The following is a 16325-nucleotide window of genomic DNA, read 5'->3' on the forward strand; positions in this document are numbered from 1 at the left end:
TATGAACGGCACTCTGTCCTCGCGGCTGAGCGTTACCGTCCGGCTGCTGATGTACGCGCGTCTGCTGTTGCTCGCGATGGCCGTGGTCCTCGTGCCGAGCGAGCAGTTCACCCCCACGGTGCTCGTCCCGATGGGCGTCGTGGCCGCGATCTCGCTCGCGGTCGCCCAGATGCCCCGGCGGCTGCTGCCGCTGGCCCGCAGGCCGCTCGCGCTCGCCGTGGACGCCGCGGCGGCCTACCTCGTGCTGCAGGCCGCCGGGGCCTTCGGCCCTTACTTCCTGTTCAGCGTGGTCACGTCGGCGCTCGCCGGGGTGCTGTACGAGTGGCGGGGACTGCTGTTCGTCTGCGCGCTGCAGATCGCCCTGTACGACCTCGCGGCCCGCTCGATCGAGAGCGTCAACCTCCAGGCGGTGGTCGCGCTACCCGTCTTCTACCCGGTGGCGGGGTGCATCGGCGTCGCCGTGCACCGGCTGCTCGTGCAGTTCGCCGAGGCGGAGGAGGCCCGACGCAGGGCCGAGGTGGTGGCGGCGTCCGCGGAGGAACGCCTGCGGCTCGCCCGTGACATGCACGATTCACTGGCCAAGACGCTGCACGGCGTCGCGCTCTCGGCGGCCGCGCTGCCCGCCTGGGTGCGCAAGTCACCGGAGCGCGCCGAGCAGGAGGCACAGAACATCGCCACCGGTGCGAAGGTCGCGGTGGCCGAGGCCCGCGAGCTCATCGCTGGCCTGCGGGACGGCGGGCAGAGCCGGCCGCTCGCCGCGGCCGTCCGCCAGATGGCGGAGGACTGGGCGGCGGGCACCGGCGTCACGGTGGTGGTCGTCACCGAGGACGACGTGGAGCTTCCGCCCGTGCGGCGGGCGGAGACGCTGGCGATCCTGAAAGAGGCGCTGACCAACGTGGAACGACACGCGGCCGCCAGGACGGTGCAGGTCGGCCTGACCACGGACGACCGCGGCGTGCGGCTGTGGGTGCGCGACGACGGGAAGGGCTTCGAATGCCCGCCCGAAATGGCGGACCTGACGACCGACCTGGCGCGGGGCGGTCACTACGGGGTCGTCGGAATGGGAGAACGAGCCAGGCGGGTCGGCGGCGAACTCACGCTGGCGTCCTCGCCCGGGAAGGGCAGCACCCTCACGGTCAGCCTGCCGGAGGTTCACGGAGCACGGGAGACGGTTCGATGATCAGCGTCTTGGTGGCGGACGACAACCCGGTGGTCCTCATGGGGCTCGTGGCCCTGCTCGAGACCGCCGACGACGTCAAGGTGGTCGCGACGGCCGGAGACGGCCGGCAGGCCATCGACCTGGCGCGACAGCTGCGCCCGGACCTCGTGCTCCTCGACGTGCGCATGCCCGACGTCGACGGCGTACGGGCGGCGCGGACGCTCAGCACCATCACCAAGGTGCTGATGCTCTCCTACAGCGACGACTCCGAGTCGATCCGCTCGTCCATCCAGGCCGGCGCCGTCGGCTACCTCATCCACGGGTCCTTCTCCCCGGACGAACTCGTCGTGGCGATCCGCGACGTGGTCGCGGGCCGGGCCAACCCGCTGTCCGCGGTGGCGGCCCGCGTCGTGGTGCAGACCCTGCAGTCCGCGTCGGGCGCCTCACCGGCGGGCGACGAGTGCCTGGGCCTGTCCACACGCGAGGTCGAGGTGATGCGGCTCATCACGCAGGGACGCTCGAACGTCGAGATCGCCGACGAACTCGTCCTCTCCGAGAAGACCGTCAAGAACCACGTCAGCCGCATCTACGCGAAGCTAGGCGTGCGGACGAGGGCGGCGGCGATCGCCCGCTGGCTCGGCACGGCGAGCTCCTGATCGCCGCGTTAGAACGGCGCGCTCTCCGGGCGTTCCGCGGGCTCGGCGCGCTCGGCCATGGCGGCCGCGAGCCGGGCCCGGGCCCCCTCGAGCCACTCCTCGCAGATCGCGGCCAGTCTCTCGCCGCGCTCCCAGAGCGCCAGGGACTCCTCCAGTGTGAGCCCGCCCGCCTCAAGCCGCCGCACGACGTCCGTCAGCTCGTCGCGCGCCTGTTCGTAGGACAGCTCCGGTTTCTCCTCCGCCACATTCTCCACCCTAAGGGCGGCCGCCCTAGGATTCCGCCCATGCCCCCCGAACGCGCCGCGGTCGTCTCCGATATCCCCGAGCTCATACGGCTCAGGGCGCTGCTCTTCGGCGACCTGGGCGCCACCGGCTGGGAAGCCCCGCCTCCCGGCGAGGACTGGCTGCGGGCGTGCGCGGACGCGCTGCGGGAGCAGCTCACCGACGACTCGGTGAAGATCCTGGTCATCGACGGGGACACCGGCCTGGCCGCGTGCGGCATCGGCGCCATCGACCGGCGGTTGCCCGGCCCGTACAACCTGTCCGGCCTGATCGGGCACGTGTACGGCGTGGTCACCGACCCGGCGTACCGGCGGCGCGGCCACAGCCGCGCGATCATGGAGGGGCTGCTCGGCTGGTTCACCGATCGGGAGGTCCGCAGGGTCAATCTGAACGCCAGCCCGGACGGCGAGCCGCTGTACCGCTCCCTCGGCTTCACCGAGCACCCTGCCCCGACGCTCAGCCGCAAACGGTAGAGCGCCCTCCGGTCAGTGGGACGACAGGTTCCCGATGATCACGAGCATCCAGAACAGAACGAAGATCACCGGATAGATGTAGGCGGTCGGCCGCTGGAACACCGGCGGGCCCGGGTCCAGGGGCGCCCGGCCGGCGAGCGGCTGCGGGGCCGGCAGGTTCGCGACCTTGCCGCGGGCGATGATGTTCATCAGCAGGAAGATCGGGGCCAGGACCAGCGCACCGATGCTGCACCAGCCGCCGGCGAGCGTCTTGGCCGTCTGCTTGCGGAACGTCGCCAGACCGCAGTCACGGCAGTACGGCCCGGTCGCGGTCCAGATCGTGTGCATGACGACGGCGCCCACGACACCCCGGAAGGTCGCGTGCGCGGCGGGCGCGCTGCCGCAGACGCGGCAGGTCACGCCATTGTTGAACGACGCCGCCGGGTAGTCCTGCGGCGCCTGCTGGTAGGCGGCCGGATATCCCTGGGGCTGTGCTTGAAAGCCCTGCTGCTGTCCCTGGTAGCCCTGCTGTCCTTGGTAGCCCTGTTGCGGTCCCGGATACCCCTGGGGCTGTCCCTGGTAGGGCTGCTGGTAGCCCTGCCCGGCCGGGTACGGCTGCTGGTATCCCGCCGGTTGCCCCTGCGCGGGCGGGTATCCCTGCGGCGCCTGATAGGGCTGCTGGCCCTGGTACGGCTGCTGGTAGCCCTGCTGACCGTAGGGATCGGGGGAGGGCTGCTGGTACGGCGGAGGCTGGGTCAACGGAGGTCCTTAAGCGACGATCTCGGGCCCTTGCCGCTGTCACGATCGGCCCGAAGCGGGAATTCTGGGACAAGACCCTATCTTCGCGACCCGTGTGACCGGTGCGCATCCCGTTTCGAAGAGTGTGCAATCGTTCGTCAGACCGCGTCCACCCGCACCGTTACCCGGCCGTCCTTGAACCGCAGCAGCAGCTCGTCGTCCTTGCTCACGTCCGCCGCCGCGCGTACGACGGACTCGTCGGGGCGCTGCGCGATCGCGTAGCCCCGCTCGAGCGTGGCCGCCGGAGACAGGGCGACGAGCCGCGCGCGGGTGTGGGAGAGGCCGTCCTCCGCCCGGTCCAGCGCCGCGGACAGGCAGCGCCGGGACCGGTCCCGCAGCGTCGCCACACCCTCCGCCTGACGTTCGATCTCGCGGGCCGGATCGGCCAGCGCGGGCCGGGAGCGCATCCCCGCCAGCCACTGGACCTCCCGCTCGACCCGCCCGGACAGGCACCGGCGCCCCCGGTCGCGCAGCTGCCCGATCAGCGCGAGCTGCTCGCGCACGTCGGGCACGGTCTTCTTGGCAGCGTCCGTCGGGGTCGAGGCGCGCAGGTCGGCGACGTAGTCGAGCAGAGGCGTGTCCTGCTCATGGCCGATCGCCGAGACCACGGGCGTACGGGCGGCCGCCACCGCGCGGACCAGCGCCTCGTCGGAGAACGGCAGGAGATCCTCCAGAGATCCGCCGCCACGGGCGATGATGATCACATCGACGTCGGGGGCGGCGTCCAGCCGGTGCAGCGCGTCGATGATCTCGTTCACCGCGTACGACCCCTGCACGGCGGTGTTCTCGACCGTGAAGCGGACGGCGGGCCAGCGGCGCCGGGAGTTCTCCAGCACGTCGCGCTCGGCGGCGGAGTCGCGGCCGCAGATCAGCCCGATCGTGCCGGGCAGGAAGGGCAGCGGCCGCTTCCGCTCGGCGTTGAACACCCCTTCGGCGGTGAGGAGCTGCTTGAGGCGTTCGAGCCGGGCCAGCAACTCGCCGACGCCGACCGGCCGGATCTCGAACGCCGAGAGCGCGAACGAACCCCGGTTGATGTAGAAGTCCGGTTTGGCGTGCACGACGACGCGAGCGCCGTCGACGACGGCCGGACCGGCGTTGTCGCAGACCGCACGGGGGCAGACCACCCGCACGGAGACGTTGGCGACCGGGTCGCGCAGCGTGAAGTACACCGTGCCGGCCCGGCGGTTCAGCTCGGTGATCTGCCCCTCGACCCAGATCCGGCCGAGCTTGGCGATCCAGCCGCCGACCAGCTGCAGAACGGTGCGGACCGGGGTGGGCGACTCCGGTGAGGTCTCCAAGGCCATGGCCGAAGCCTAGCCAATACTTCGCCACTCGATATATGGTTCGGCGTCATGCGGTCGATGAGCGAACCCACGTACTTCATTCTGGCAGCGCTCCTCGACGGTCCCCTGCACGGCTACGCGATCATCAAGCGCGCCGAGGAACAGTCCGGCGGCCGGGTGCGGCTCGCGGTCGGCACGCTGTACGGCGCGCTCGACCGGCTCGCCGGCACCGGCCTGATCACCGTGGACCGTGAGGAGACCGTCGGCGGGCGGCCCCGCCGTTACTTCCGGATCACCGAGGACGGCGCCGACGCCGTCACCGAGGAGGCGAAGCGCATGGCCCGAGCGGCCAGGATCGTGTTCGGGCGGCCCGGGACGGCGCTGTCGTGAACGGCCCGGAGCCGCACGACGCCGAGCGGATCGAGGCGCGCCCAGGCGTGGCGGAGCGGTGCTACCGCCGGCTGCTGCGGGCGTACCCGCTCGCCTATCGCGCCGCGTACGGAGAGGAGATCGTCGGAACACTCCTGGAGGTCTCGGCGGGGCGCGGGCGACCGTCCGTCCGCGAGGCCGCCGGCCTGGTGCGCGGCGGTCTCGCGGCCCGCCTCCACGAGCACACCGCGCACCCCACACCATGGTGGGCGGATGGCCTGGCCCTGGGTGCCTTCCTCATCGCTCTGAACAACCTCGTCGCGGACCTCGCGAACCAAGGCTTCGCGGTGATTTCTTCGCTCCTGCTGGTCGCAGCCCTCATGCGCGGCCGGTTCCGGGTGGCGCTCGCTGTGGCGCTGGCCGTGGCGCTGATCCAGGCGCTCGGGGTCGGCCGCTGGCTGATCAGCGGGGTGCTCGCCGGCGACCTGCCGTCCACTTCGATCTACGGCGGCGTGATCGGCTTCACCGCGTACGCCGTCATGGTGGCCGCCCTGATCGTCCTCGTCGTGCGCCGCCCGCCCAGGCCGCGGAGCCGATCATGGTGGTGGCTCGCCACCCTGGCGGTCATGTCCATGACCCGGTACATGCGCATGCCGACCGGCATCCTCTCCGAGACGCTCTGCGCCCTCGGCGACGGGTGTTCCGGGGGATGGGTCACCACGTACGCTCCGACCTTCGCGGAGGTCTACATCCCCCTGACGATGCTCCTGCTGTCGGGCGGGATCTGGGCGGCGGCGGTCACCCGGGACCTGCGCTGGTCGATTGCCGCGACGTTCTTCCTCCTGGCGAACGCCGGCCCCTACGTCCTTCACACGATGGCCGGCGGTCTCGGCCCGGCGGCGCTCGCGGCCGCGCTCTGGGGCGTCCAGGCCCTGCTCGTCGGCGCGATGATCGTCACGGCACGTCGAGGTGTCCGCGCCCGGGCCTGAGGTCCTCCCGGTGATGCGTGTCCGTCAGCTCGAGTCGGGGCCGCTGGTTCCCGCGGTGGTCCGACCGGCCGCGGCCCTCCCGGTACGACGGCCAGGTCGCGTATGCCCCATCCTCCCCGAGTGCGCTGAAAGTGCCCTCGGGGAGGCGCCGGTGATCACAACCCGTCGCGATGCGGGTCAGCTCTGGCTTCGCAGTTTGGCGATGCGGTTCTCGTACATTCGCAGGAAGTCGGCGCGGGCGGCGTGCGCCCGCTCGTAGTCGCGCAGTTCGTTGACCTGACGCGCGTTGAGGTTGCGTAGCCGGGCCCGTACGGACGCGATCGAGGCGCTGTCGTAGTCGGGGATCGGCAGCTCCTTGCCGGACACCGACCCGGTGCTCGGCGCGGTCGTGCCCGCGCTCCGGGCGGCCGGCGCCCCCTTCGCCGGGGCGGCGGGCGCGCTCTTGGCCGGAGCGGCCTTCTCCTTGGCCGGAGTCGCAGGCGCGGCCGTCGCCTTCGCGGCGCCGGCCGCGGTCTTGCCCTTCGCGGTCGGCGCCGTGGTCTTCGCGGACGTCGCGGACTCGGCGGCGGGCGCGGCCTTGGCCGGCTTCGCTTCGGTCGTCTTGGCCTCGGTCGTCTTCGTCTCGGCCGCCTTGGTCCGGCGTGCGGCCGTGCCGGACCGCGAGGCCGGCGTGGTGGCGCCCTTCGCCCGGGCCGCGGCCGGCTTGCCCTTCGCCGGAGCGGACTCGGCCCGCGAGGCGGCCGACGGCCCCGTACGGCCCGCCGCCGTGCGTGTGCGCGCGGACCCGCTCGGCTTGCCCACGGCGATCTCGGAGCTCGCCGCGGACGGCGCGGGGCCTTCCTCGGCGTCCGCCCGCTCATCGGGAGCGGTGCGTCCGGTGACCTTGCCCACGATCCGGCCGGTGAGGTCCTCCGCGTCGCCGCGAAGCCGACCGAGCACGGGTCCAAGGCCCGCCTCACGGGCCTCCTTGTAGTCCTTGCGGACACGGTCCGTGAGCAGCAGCGCCTGGCCGACGCCCATCACGGCCAGCCGGGCGGCGTGGATGGGGAGCTCGCTGACGGTCTCCCGGACTTGCTCCTTCAGTCGGCGCGGCGATCGTGTCATCGTTGTTTCAGCTCCCTCCAGCCCCGCGGACGCGGACTGGTCGGTATGACGGATCTGTTATCCACCACTCTGCCCTACGGTGCAGTGGCGTTCACGCGCCGTGGCCGGGTTTTTCTTCGCCCGAAACCGGCGCACTCCGATCACACCTACCATGGAACACATGACTCGTCGGGTTCTTCTGGCCAAGCCGCGCGGCTACTGCGCGGGCGTCGATCGTGCGGTGCAGACGGTGGAGCTGGCGCTCGAGCGCTATGGCGCGCCCATCTACGTCCGCAAGCAGATCGTGCACAACGTCCACGTGGTGAAGACCCTCGAAGAACGCGGCGCCGTCTTCGTCGAGGAGACCGAGGAGGTGCCGGAGGGCGCCATCGTCGTCTTCTCCGCGCACGGGGTCGCCCCGGTCGTCCACGACGAGGCCGCCGGTCTGAAGCTCCGTACGATCGACGCGACCTGCCCGCTGGTCACCAAGGTCCACAAGGAGGCCAGGCGGTTCGCCACCGACGACTACGACATCCTCCTGATCGGGCACGAGGGGCATGAGGAGGTCATCGGCACCAGCGGCGAGGCCCCCGAGCACATCCAGCTGGTCGACGGCCCCGACGACGTCGCGAACGTCCAGGTGCGCGACCCGGAGAAGGTCGTGTGGCTCTCCCAGACCACGCTGTCGGTCGACGAGACGAACGCCACGGTCGAGGCCCTCCGCGCCCGCTTCCCGAAGCTTCTCGACCCGCCGTCCGACGACATCTGCTACGCCACGCAGAACCGCCAGGTCGCGGTCAAGGAGATCGCCGCCGAGTCGCAGCTGGTCATCGTGGTCGGCTCGCAGAACTCCTCCAACTCCAAGCGTCTCGTCGAGGTGGCCAAGGACCACGGCGCCGACGCCGCGTACCTCGTCGACTACGCCGAGCAGATCGACGCGGCGTGGCTCGAGGGGGTCGACACCATCGGGCTGACCAGCGGCGCGTCGGTGCCGGAGGAGCTGATCGAGGGCGTGCTGGCCCGCCTCGCGGAGTTCGGCTTCGACAGTGTCGAAGAGGTCGAGTCCGTGCGCGAGCGGATGGTCTTCGCGCTGCCCCACGAACTCCGCCGCGACCTGCGCTCGGCGTAGGGGAGCGTCACTCGCCCGCGGACTCCTCCGCGGGCGGGGCCTTCGCGGCCGGGAGCCGGCCGGGGCTCTCGTCCCACCGGACCGGGTCGTCGTCCTCGTCCTTCTTCCGGCCGCGCAGCGACGTGCGGCCGCGGAACGGGTTGTCGGCCGCGACCCGGGCGCTCAGATCCCGCAGGTTCGCGGGAAGCCCCCGTGGAACGGCGATCAGCACGACGAGCACCGCGCCGACGAAGAGCCACGGCACGCTCGAGGTCAGCTTCGCCGCCACGGCCACCACGGTGCTCAGCAGGAACGATTTCTCCCCGACCGACCCGATGAGCGCCGACACCAGCGTCACCAGGAAGAACAGCAGCGGCGGGCTCACGACGAGCGTCAGCAGGTCCGTACGGCGGGTCGCCAGCACGGCCAGCAGGCACCCGACGACGAAGAAGAGCCCCTGCGCCGACCGCAGCCCGAACATTCCGCCGATCACCGCGCCGAGCAGTGTGCACGCGAGCACTACGGCGGTGCCGCCCCGGCCGGTCAGCGTGACGGCCGAGCGGGCCCGTGAGCGCTCCGCCGGGGGCGCGGCCGGAGGCCGCGTCGTCTCACGTCGCCGAGCGGAGACCGTCTCAGGATCTCCGCGCGTGTCCGTTGCCACCAGCCCGCCTCAGGGTCGACAGTGCCTCCCTCCACGGTAACCCGTTCAGTACGCCGCGTCTCGCGACACGACGTCAGGGCAGCAGGCGGATCTGACGGTGTTCCTCGGCGTCGTCGGCGAGCTCCGCGGCGGACGGCGAGCGGGCCGGTTCGTCCACGGAGGCGGGCGGGTCGAGGTCGGCGTCGGTCACGCCCAGCTCGTTGAGCCGGCGCGCGGTGACCAGGACCCGGCTCTCCAGCGACCCGATGGTCCGGTTGTACGCGACGACGGCGTTCGTCAGGGACTTGCCGAGCTGGTCGACGTGGCGGCCGAGCGTGCCGAGCCGCTCGTACAGCTCCCGGCCGAGGTCGAACACCGCGCGGGCGTTCTCCGACAGCGCCTGCTGCTGCCAGGCGTAGTGGGCCGTGCGCAGCAGGCTGACCAGCGTCGTCGGCGTCGCGATGTGCACGCGGCGGCGCATCGCGTACTCCAGCAGCCCGGGGTCCCGGTCCAGCGCCGGCGCCAGGAACGCCTCGCCCGGCACGAACAGCACCACGAACTCCGGGGCCGGGCTGAACGCCTGCCAGTACGACTTGGCCCCCAGGCGGTCCACATGCTCACGCAGGTGCCGCGCGTGCGCGTCCAGCCGCGCCTCCCACGCCGCCGGGTCGTCCGCCCCGGCGGCGTCCAGATAGGCGGCCAGGGACACCTTCGAGTCGACGACGATGTTCTTGCCGCCCGCCAGCCGTACGACCATGTCGGGCCGGAGGCCGTTCCCGGCGGTGGCCTGCTCGTCGAAGTCGCAGTGCCGGGTCATCCCGGAGATCTCCACCACCCGGCGCAGCTGGAGCTCCCCCCACCGGCCGCGGGCCTCCGGCCGCTGCAGTGCCCGTACGAGCGTCTGCGTCTCCCGGCGGAGCTGGTCGGAACTCTGGCGTACGAACTCCACCTGCTTGGCCAGCATGGCGTGCGACTCACGCCGCCCGGTCTCGACCTCGCGCAGCTGCGCCTCGACCTTGTTCAGCGTGTCCCTGAGCGGCGCGATGCGCTTGTCCAGCTCACCGGCGGCCTCGGCGTTGGCGGTCGCCAGGCGGGTCCCGGCGAGTTCGAGGAAGCGCTGGTTGCTCGCGTCGAGCGCCTCCGCCGACAACGCCTGGAACCGCTCGGTCAGCCGCTCCTCGACGTAGGCGAGCTTCTCTTCGGCGGCCTTGGCCCGCGCGGTGATCACCGCGGTTCGGCTCCGCGCCCACGCGACGCCGAGCGCCGTACCCACGACCAGACCGATCACCAGTCCGAGGAGAACGTCCATGTCCGCATCGTGACAAAAGCAGTGCGCGAATGTCGGCCCGACGCGCGGGGAAGACCGTTGACCTCGGGCCGTCCGGCCAGTCTCCGAGGGCCCGTAGACTCTGCGTCCGTGAGCCTGTCCATCGGAATCGTCGGGCTGCCCAACGTGGGCAAGTCGACCCTGTTCAACGCGTTGACCAAGAACACCGCACTCGCGGCGAACTACCCGTTCGCGACGATCGAACCGAACGTCGGTGTCGTGGCCGTGCCCGACCCGCGCCTCGACGAGCTGGCCAGGCTGTACGACTCGGCCAAGATCGTCCACGCGACCATGCAGTTCGTCGACATCGCGGGCATCGTGAAAGGTGCGTCCGAGGGGCAGGGGCTCGGCAACCAGTTCCTCGCCAACATTCGGGAGACCGACGCGATCTGCCAGGTCATCCGGGTGTTCGACGATCCGGACGTCACCCACGTCGACGGCGACGTCGCTCCGCTGCGCGACATCGAGACCATCAACACCGAGCTGATCCTCGCCGACCTCCAGACCCTCGACAAGGCCCTGCCGCGCCTGGAGAAGGAGGCGCGGACGACGAAGGACCGCGACAAGCTCGCCGTCATCGACGCGGCCCGGGCGGCGCAGAAGACCCTCAACGACGGCACCACGATCTACGCCTCCGGTCTCGACCCGGTGCCGCTGCGCGAGCTGCACCTGCTGACCGCCAAGCCGTTCCTCTACGTCTTCAACGTGGACGAGGACGAGCTCGGGGACGAGGCGCTGCGCGCACGGCTGCAGGAGCTCGTCGCCCCCGCCGAGGCCATCTTCCTCGACGCCAAGATCGAGTCGGAGCTCATCGAGCTGCCCGACGAGGAGGCCCTGGAGCTCCTGCGGTCCACCGGGCAGGAGGAGCCGGGCCTGCTGCAGCTCGTCCGTGTGGGATTCGACACCCTTGGGCTGCAGACGTTCCTCACCGCCGGCCCCAAAGAGGCCCGCGCCTGGACCATCCGCAAGGGCTCCACCGCTCCGGAGGCCGCCGGGGTGATCCACACGGACTTCCAGAAGGGCTTCATCAAGGCCGAGATCGTGTCGTACGAGGACCTGGTGGCCGAGAGGTCCGTCGCCGCCGCCCGCGCGGCCGGAAAGGCCAGGATGGAGGGCAAAGAGTACGTCATGCAGGACGGCGACGTGGTCGAGTTCCGCTTCAACGTGTAGGAGGGGAGACGAACCTCGCTGTCCGGTAATGCTCCACCGGCTACCGAGTTGTCCACAACCGCGCGGCGGGACTGTGCATCCTCGCTCGGCACTGGAACAATTGACCGCCGTGGTTAAGGTGGTAAACCGAACTCGACCAGACGGATAAGACGGCGCGCCGATCCGGGGGGAAGGCGCGAGCGGAGGCATGATGGCTCGCAGGTCGTCCGGCGTTGTAGACGCCGGCGCGTCCGGTTACCCGCCGGGCGGTTACCCGCCCGCCGACCCTTGGGATACTCCGGACGACAAGGGGCGCCGAGGCAAGCGCCGTGGCGGCTCCGGTGGTGACGGCGGCGACCGTCCCGGCTGGGGTGGTTCCGGTGGGCGCTGGTTCATCTACGTCGGCCGGGCCATCCTCTGGGCGTTCCTCATCGTCGTGCTGGTCAACGGCATCCGGGCGCCGTTCGAGCGGTTCACCTCGGAGCGGTCCAATACCCCGGCGAGCGGTGACGCCGCCAAGCCGCGGTTTCCAGAGACGGCGGCGTCCGCGTTCGCCCTGTCATTCGCCCAGGTCTATCTGAATTACGACCAGACGACGGCGCAGGATCGGCCGAGACAACTCGCCCAGTTCATCGCCGGTGGGATCGATCCGCAGCTCGGCTGGGACGGCACCGGTAAATCGGTGTTGCAGTCCGCGTATGTCGCGTCGGTGCGCGCGAATGACGATGCGCACGGCGTCGTCACCCTTCTCGCGCGGGCCAACGGACGGTTCTTCCAGCTCGCCGTCCCCGTCTATGCCAAGGACGGGGCGATGGCGATCACGGGGCGTCCCGCCACGCTCCCGCCCCCTCCCACGGCGTCGGTTCCCCCAGTGGCCCAGGAGCGTGACTCCGGGCTGGAGACCGAGCTTCAGCAACCACTGACGGACTTCTTCAAGGCCTACGCGGCCAGCGACGCCGGTTCGCTTCAGCGCTACTCCGATCCTCCCGCGACCGGACTGGGTAACACCGTCACCTTCGGCCAGTTGAAAGACATCGTCGCCCCGCGCGGCGACGTCGGATCCCGGACGGTGACGGCGACCGTCGTCTGGCAGATTCCCGCTGGTCAGGCCAAGCCGGCGGGCGGCACGCTCGAGCAGACATACCAGCTGACAATGGTGAAGAAAGGCGGATATTGGTTCGTCAGGGACATTCAAGGTTCTACGCTTCCGGCCGGATCATGACGTCCCGGCCGCCCCGTCCCGAACGTTACGCTTCACTCCCCGACCAAGGAAGGCCAGCCCGATGATCCAACACATGTTGGCGATGCTGCCTCAACATGTCGGCGCGGCGCCTAACAACGGTCTGGACACCGACAATCTCGCGAAATGGCTGCGGGATATCTTCGGACCGCTGTTCCTGGTCGTCGTCTCCATTGTCGCGATCTTCTTCCTCTTCACGCGAGAGATAACGCGATTCGTCCAATTCATTCTGTTGGCGATCGGCATCGGAGTCATTTTCTACGTCCCCAATATCATCGAGACGACGGCCAAGGCGATTGCGACGGCGCTTGGAATCAAAACATCCTGAACACGGCCGGTGTCATGCCGGTCTAGTCATGGCTGGTCTCAATTAGGGGAGTGGGGCCCGGGTGGATCTGCCTACGTACACCAATATCTGGCGCATCGAGAAGCGGCTTTACAAGCTCTACGACCTGCGGCTGCCGATGCCGTTGCCGCTGGTGCAGATCGGTGTGTTCGTCGGCGTCTTCCTACCCTGGATCGTCCTGCTCCAGGTGGCCGGCCTGCCGTTCCACGCGCCCTGGCATGTCGTCTATCTCGTGCCGCCCGGCGTCCTGACCTGGCTGGCCACTCGTCCCGTCATCGAAGGCAAACGCCTCACCGAGCTGCTGATCTCCCAGGTGCGCTACCTCACCGAGGCCCGCACCTGGGCCCGGCTGACGCCCATCCACGAGCCGGGCGAGGTCGCCGTCGTCGGTCGCGTGTGGCGGCGCGGCCACCTGTCCGGCCAACGGGTGCACGCCGCGCATCCCGCGCCCGAACGGGTCGAGCGCGCACCCGCGTTGGCGGCCACGGCGACGCCGGCGGTGGCCGCTCCGCCCATACCCGAGCGCGCCGGTGCCGGACACGCGGCGCACGGCGCGGCCCGCCGTCCCGCCGCCCAGCGCCCGCCCGCTCCGAGCCTGCAACCGACACCTCACGACGGCACCGCGGCCGTGCCACCGGCCGGAGGGCGTCGGCTCACCCCGCCCCGCGTCGAGCCGACGCGGCCACAGCCGGTGCGCTCCGAGCCCACGGCCCGGCCCACGCCGATCCGGCCGCCCCGTCCTCAGCCCACGGCGCCCCAACCGGTCCGCGGCCTGCCGGCGGCCGGCACTCCTGCCACTCCGGTGACGCCGGGTACTCCCACGACGCCGGGCACGCCCGCGCGGCCCGGCTCACCGGCGAGGCCCGGGCTCCCGGCCGCGCCGGCCGCCCACGCCACCGGTCCGGCGTCCGCCGAGCCGGACAGCGCGGACCGGCGTGCGACCGAGCGCGGACGTCCCGCGGAGGGCGGTCCCGAGATCGCTCCCCAGGGGCCGGGGCGAGAGGCCGACGTGCCACGCCGCGTGACGCGGCAGCGCAGCGCCTCCCACGAGCCGGAGGCCTCGGCGGCCACCACCCGGCCGACGCCGACCCTGCCGCCGGCCCCCACGGGGCCGTCCTCTGACACACCCGCAGCCAAACCCGCCGGTCCGGCCACTCCCGCTCGCCCTGAGGCGCCGGCACGCCTGGACGCGCTGGCACCTCCCGACGCGCCCGCTCGCCCTGACACGCCTGCCACCCCGAACACGCCCACTCGCGCCGACACTGCGGCGAAGCCGGACGAGTCGCCCGGCTTCGGCCGGCACGCCGCTCCGCCGAGGCCACCGGCGGCGCATCCCGGCGCTTCGCCGACGACCGCCTCAGACGATGCCGGCACGCCCCGTCCTACGGGCGCCACGCCCGCGCGGCCCCCGGCGGCCGGCCGGTCCGACCGGCCGGCCGAGACCGGTGAGCCCGGCCGCCCGGCCCGGCCGGGCCGACCCGCCGCGCCGGAGCAGGCCGACCAGGGCGGGCTGCCGGCCCAGGTGATCCCGCTGCCGCACGGGCGGCACGCCAAGCCCGCCGACGACCCCGCCGCCCATGGCTCCGCCGAGCCGCCGACCGGGACCGACGGACCGGCACGGCCAGGCGGCGGACGGCCGGCCGAGCCGCCGGCGGACCACGGCGCGGCGGCGCTGAGCGACGAAGAGCAGGCCATCGCCGAGGCCCGTACCGACCAGATCGTGTGGCCGACGCCGTCCCGGCGCAACCGCGCGCCGCGACCCGACGCGGGCAACGCCGCTCCACCGCCGGCGGACGCGGACACCACCACTCCACCGCGCGTGGGCAGTGCTCCGCCTCGGCCGGAGGAGGGCACCCCTCAACCGCGACCGGATACGGGCCCCGCCCAGCCTCGGGTGGACGCGGGTGCGGCTTCGGCTCAGCCGGAGAAGGACACCGCCCGACCGCGGGCGGACACCGGCACCACCCCACCGCGCGACGCCTCTCCCGGCCGCCCGGGCAGGCTCGCGGCGGCCCCTCGAGGCCGGTCGCATGGGGAAGAGGCGACTCCTTCCCGCGAGGCGCGACCACCGGCCGCCCGCGAGACGTCCACCCCGGCACCAGGGTGGACGCCGCCCGCGCCCGGAGTGCTTCCGTCCCGCCCGGCGACACCGCCCGCGCCTCCGCGGGCGCCGGCGGCCGGGCCCGCATCGCCGCCCGCCGCGTCACCGCGGCCGACCTCGCCGCAGGCACCCGCCCAGCCGCCTCGTACGCCGCCGGCCAGGCCGGCGCAGGTTCCGGCGGCACGGCCCGCCCGTCCCACGACGCCGCCACGGCAGGGCGCGGACCAGCAGGCCTGGCCGGCGCGGCCGGATGCCGCCGCGGCATCACCGGAGTCGCCGCCCCGCGCGGTTCGCTCCGGCCCCGCCTCACCGGTGCGTCCCGGGCCGATGCCCCAGACCGGGCACGAGGACGAGGCACGCGACGACGGCCGCGGCCGCCGGCGGATCTTCTCGGGCGGGGGCAGCGGCGACGGCGACTATGAGCAGCGCGTACGGACCGCGTTCGCGGGCGCGCGGCGCGTCGTCGTGCTCGGCTGCACCGGCGGAGCGGGGCAGACGGTCACCGGCCTCATGCTCGGTCACACCTTCGCCCAGCACCGCGGCGACCGGATCGTGGCGGTCGACGTCAACCCCGGCCCGGGCGCCATGGCCCGTCGCACCAAGACCGAGACGCGGGAGACGCTCACCTCGCTGATCACCCATGCCGAGCAGGTCACCGGCTACCAGATGATGCGCCGCTACACCTCCATCTCCAAGTCGGGGCTGGAGGTCGTCGCGGCCGGCAAGAACCCGGTCCAGGCCCTCGACGACCGCGACTACGCCCTCGCGATGCGGACGCTCGACCGGTTCTACTCGATCACGCTGCTCGACGCCGCGGCCGCCGTGGTCGCCCGCGTATTGCCGTACGCCGACCAGATCGTGCTGGTCGCTCCGGCCAGTTCCGACGCGCCGCGGGCGGTGGCCATGACCTTCGAGTGGCTCGACGGCCACGGCTACGAGGACCTGCGCTCCCGGGCCGTCACCGTGATCAACGGAGTGAGCCGCCGCAGTATGGACGACGTGGAGCAGGCCGAGGCGGTGGCCCGCGGGCGGTGCCGCGCGCTCGTGCGCATCCCCTGGGACGACCACCTCAGCCTCGACCGCGCCCCGCGCAACGAGCTGCGGTCCCTGCGCGCGCCCACCCGGAAGGCGTACATCGCGCTCGGTGGCGTCGTCGCCGGCGGCCTCGTCCAGACGCCGGGCCGCTATCCACAGCAGGAGGTCTCCCGATGAGCCGGCAGCGTCCGGCGGACGTTCACCCGCTACGGCGGGACGTGCCGCCGAGCGGGGTGCCGCGAAGCGGCCCGGAGAAGGCGGCCCGCAGGCGACGGGCCGGAGACGTGAGACGACCGGGCCGTGCACGA

16 protein-coding genes are annotated in these 16325 nt (G+C 72.1%); 10 read left to right on the plus strand and 6 right to left on the minus strand.

Annotated features, from left to right (window positions below; genetic code table 11):
* Position 1 precedes the first annotated feature (1 nt).
* Together AB0I04_RS07200 and AB0I04_RS07205 are read left to right on the plus strand one after the other, a co-directional pair.
* Positions 2 to 1180 carry a histidine kinase gene (locus tag AB0I04_RS07200; protein ID WP_360880468.1) on the plus strand — a complete coding sequence of 393 codons (1179 nt, stop codon included), beginning with the start codon at positions 2 to 4 and terminating at the stop codon, positions 1178 to 1180.
* Entirely contained in the window at positions 1177 to 1815 is a 639-nt protein-coding gene (locus AB0I04_RS07205; protein WP_360880471.1) for a response regulator transcription factor, read from the plus strand. Before AB0I04_RS07200 ends, AB0I04_RS07205 begins: the two co-directional genes overlap by 4 nt.
* An 8-nt stretch (positions 1816 to 1823) precedes the next feature.
* Here the strand turns inward: AB0I04_RS07205 and AB0I04_RS07210 are convergent, their stop codons facing one another.
* A complete protein-coding gene (locus AB0I04_RS07210; protein WP_360880474.1) occupies positions 1824 to 2060 on the minus strand; it encodes an exodeoxyribonuclease VII small subunit in 237 nt (78 codons plus the stop codon).
* Positions 2061 to 2099: 39 nt separating this feature from the next.
* Between AB0I04_RS07210 and AB0I04_RS07215 the strand changes: the two genes are divergently transcribed.
* Positions 2100 to 2570 (plus strand): GNAT family N-acetyltransferase, encoded by a 471-nt coding sequence (locus AB0I04_RS07215; protein WP_360880477.1) that lies wholly within the window; start codon positions 2100 to 2102, stop codon positions 2568 to 2570.
* A 12-nt stretch (positions 2571 to 2582) separates the two neighbouring features.
* Here the strand turns inward: AB0I04_RS07215 and AB0I04_RS07220 are convergent, their stop codons facing one another.
* Together AB0I04_RS07220 and xseA are read right to left on the minus strand one after the other, a co-directional pair.
* Positions 2583 to 3308, minus strand: coding sequence for a hypothetical protein (locus AB0I04_RS07220; RefSeq protein WP_360880480.1), 726 nt, complete (start codon positions 3306 to 3308; stop codon positions 2583 to 2585).
* Positions 3309 to 3445: 137 nt separating this feature from the next.
* Positions 3446 to 4651 carry an exodeoxyribonuclease VII large subunit gene (xseA, locus tag AB0I04_RS07225; protein ID WP_360880483.1) on the minus strand — a complete coding sequence of 402 codons (1206 nt, stop codon included), beginning with the start codon at positions 4649 to 4651 and terminating at the stop codon, positions 3446 to 3448.
* Between the two features lie 57 nt (positions 4652 to 4708).
* On the opposite strand from xseA, the gene AB0I04_RS07230 reads away from it, so the two are divergent.
* Both AB0I04_RS07230 and AB0I04_RS07235 read left to right on the plus strand, forming a co-directional pair.
* Entirely contained in the window at positions 4709 to 5020 is a 312-nt protein-coding gene (locus tag AB0I04_RS07230; RefSeq protein ID WP_360880486.1) for a PadR family transcriptional regulator, read from the plus strand.
* Positions 5017 to 5988 carry a hypothetical protein gene (locus tag AB0I04_RS07235; protein WP_360880489.1) on the plus strand — a complete coding sequence of 324 codons (972 nt, stop codon included), beginning with the start codon at positions 5017 to 5019 and terminating at the stop codon, positions 5986 to 5988. Before AB0I04_RS07230 ends, AB0I04_RS07235 begins: the two co-directional genes overlap by 4 nt.
* Positions 5989 to 6165: 177 nt before the next feature.
* On the opposite strand, the gene AB0I04_RS07240 is transcribed toward AB0I04_RS07235, so the two are convergent.
* Positions 6166 to 7092 carry a hypothetical protein gene (locus tag AB0I04_RS07240; protein ID WP_360880492.1) on the minus strand — a complete coding sequence of 309 codons (927 nt, stop codon included), beginning with the start codon at positions 7090 to 7092 and terminating at the stop codon, positions 6166 to 6168.
* 160 nt (positions 7093 to 7252) lie between these two features.
* Here AB0I04_RS07240 and AB0I04_RS07245 point away from each other — a divergent pair, with 160 nt between their 5' ends.
* A complete protein-coding gene (locus AB0I04_RS07245; protein ID WP_360880495.1) occupies positions 7253 to 8200 on the plus strand; it encodes a 4-hydroxy-3-methylbut-2-enyl diphosphate reductase in 948 nt (315 codons plus the stop codon).
* Positions 8201 to 8207: 7 nt separating this feature from the next.
* Here AB0I04_RS07245 and AB0I04_RS07250 read toward each other — a convergent pair whose 3' ends face one another.
* Together AB0I04_RS07250 and AB0I04_RS07255 are read right to left on the minus strand one after the other, a co-directional pair.
* Positions 8208 to 8840, minus strand: coding sequence for a DUF6542 domain-containing protein (locus tag AB0I04_RS07250; protein WP_360880498.1), 633 nt, complete (start codon positions 8838 to 8840; stop codon positions 8208 to 8210).
* 73 nt (positions 8841 to 8913) lie between these two features.
* Positions 8914 to 10128, minus strand: coding sequence for a DNA recombination protein RmuC (locus AB0I04_RS07255; protein WP_360880501.1), 1215 nt, complete (start codon positions 10126 to 10128; stop codon positions 8914 to 8916).
* Between the two features lie 108 nt (positions 10129 to 10236).
* Between AB0I04_RS07255 and ychF the strand changes: the two genes are divergently transcribed.
* From ychF to AB0I04_RS07275, 4 genes are all read left to right on the plus strand, one after another.
* On the plus strand, positions 10237 to 11316 hold the full coding sequence (gene ychF / locus AB0I04_RS07260; protein WP_360880504.1) for a redox-regulated ATPase YchF: 1080 nt from the start codon (positions 10237 to 10239) through the stop codon (positions 11314 to 11316).
* A gap of 415 nt (positions 11317 to 11731) precedes the next feature.
* Entirely contained in the window at positions 11732 to 12517 is a 786-nt protein-coding gene (locus AB0I04_RS07265; protein WP_360880507.1) for a conjugal transfer protein, read from the plus strand.
* Between the two features lie 82 nt (positions 12518 to 12599).
* Positions 12600 to 12863 carry a hypothetical protein gene (locus AB0I04_RS07270; protein ID WP_360881038.1) on the plus strand — a complete coding sequence of 88 codons (264 nt, stop codon included), beginning with the start codon at positions 12600 to 12602 and terminating at the stop codon, positions 12861 to 12863.
* A 61-nt stretch (positions 12864 to 12924) separates the two neighbouring features.
* Positions 12925 to 16194, plus strand: coding sequence for a TcpE family conjugal transfer membrane protein (locus AB0I04_RS07275; RefSeq protein ID WP_360880510.1), 3270 nt, complete (start codon positions 12925 to 12927; stop codon positions 16192 to 16194).
* Positions 16195 to 16325 lie beyond the last annotated feature (131 nt).

This window comes from Actinoallomurus sp. NPDC050550, assembly GCF_040655075.1.
Lineage (GTDB): Bacteria > Actinomycetota > Actinomycetes > Streptosporangiales > Streptosporangiaceae > Actinoallomurus.

Excerpts from the sequence above, each read along its gene's own strand:
- AB0I04_RS07200 (WP_360880468.1), top strand. The coding sequence starts at position 2 with ATGAACGGCACTCTGTCCTCGCGGCTGAGCGTTACCGTCCGGCTGCTG.
- AB0I04_RS07205 (WP_360880471.1), top strand. The coding sequence starts at position 1,177 with ATGATCAGCGTCTTGGTGGCGGACGACAACCCGGTGGTCCTCATGGGG.
- AB0I04_RS07215 (WP_360880477.1), top strand. The coding sequence starts at position 2,100 with ATGCCCCCCGAACGCGCCGCGGTCGTCTCCGATATCCCCGAGCTCATA.
- xseA (WP_360880483.1), bottom strand. The coding sequence starts at position 4,651 with ATGGCCTTGGAGACCTCACCGGAGTCGCCCACCCCGGTCCGCACCGTT.
- AB0I04_RS07230 (WP_360880486.1), top strand. The coding sequence starts at position 4,709 with ATGAGCGAACCCACGTACTTCATTCTGGCAGCGCTCCTCGACGGTCCC.
- AB0I04_RS07240 (WP_360880492.1), bottom strand. The coding sequence starts at position 7,092 with ATGACACGATCGCCGCGCCGACTGAAGGAGCAAGTCCGGGAGACCGTC.
- AB0I04_RS07245 (WP_360880495.1), top strand. The coding sequence starts at position 7,253 with ATGACTCGTCGGGTTCTTCTGGCCAAGCCGCGCGGCTACTGCGCGGGC.
- AB0I04_RS07255 (WP_360880501.1), bottom strand. The coding sequence starts at position 10,128 with ATGGACGTTCTCCTCGGACTGGTGATCGGTCTGGTCGTGGGTACGGCG.
- AB0I04_RS07270 (WP_360881038.1), top strand. The coding sequence starts at position 12,600 with ATGCTGCCTCAACATGTCGGCGCGGCGCCTAACAACGGTCTGGACACC.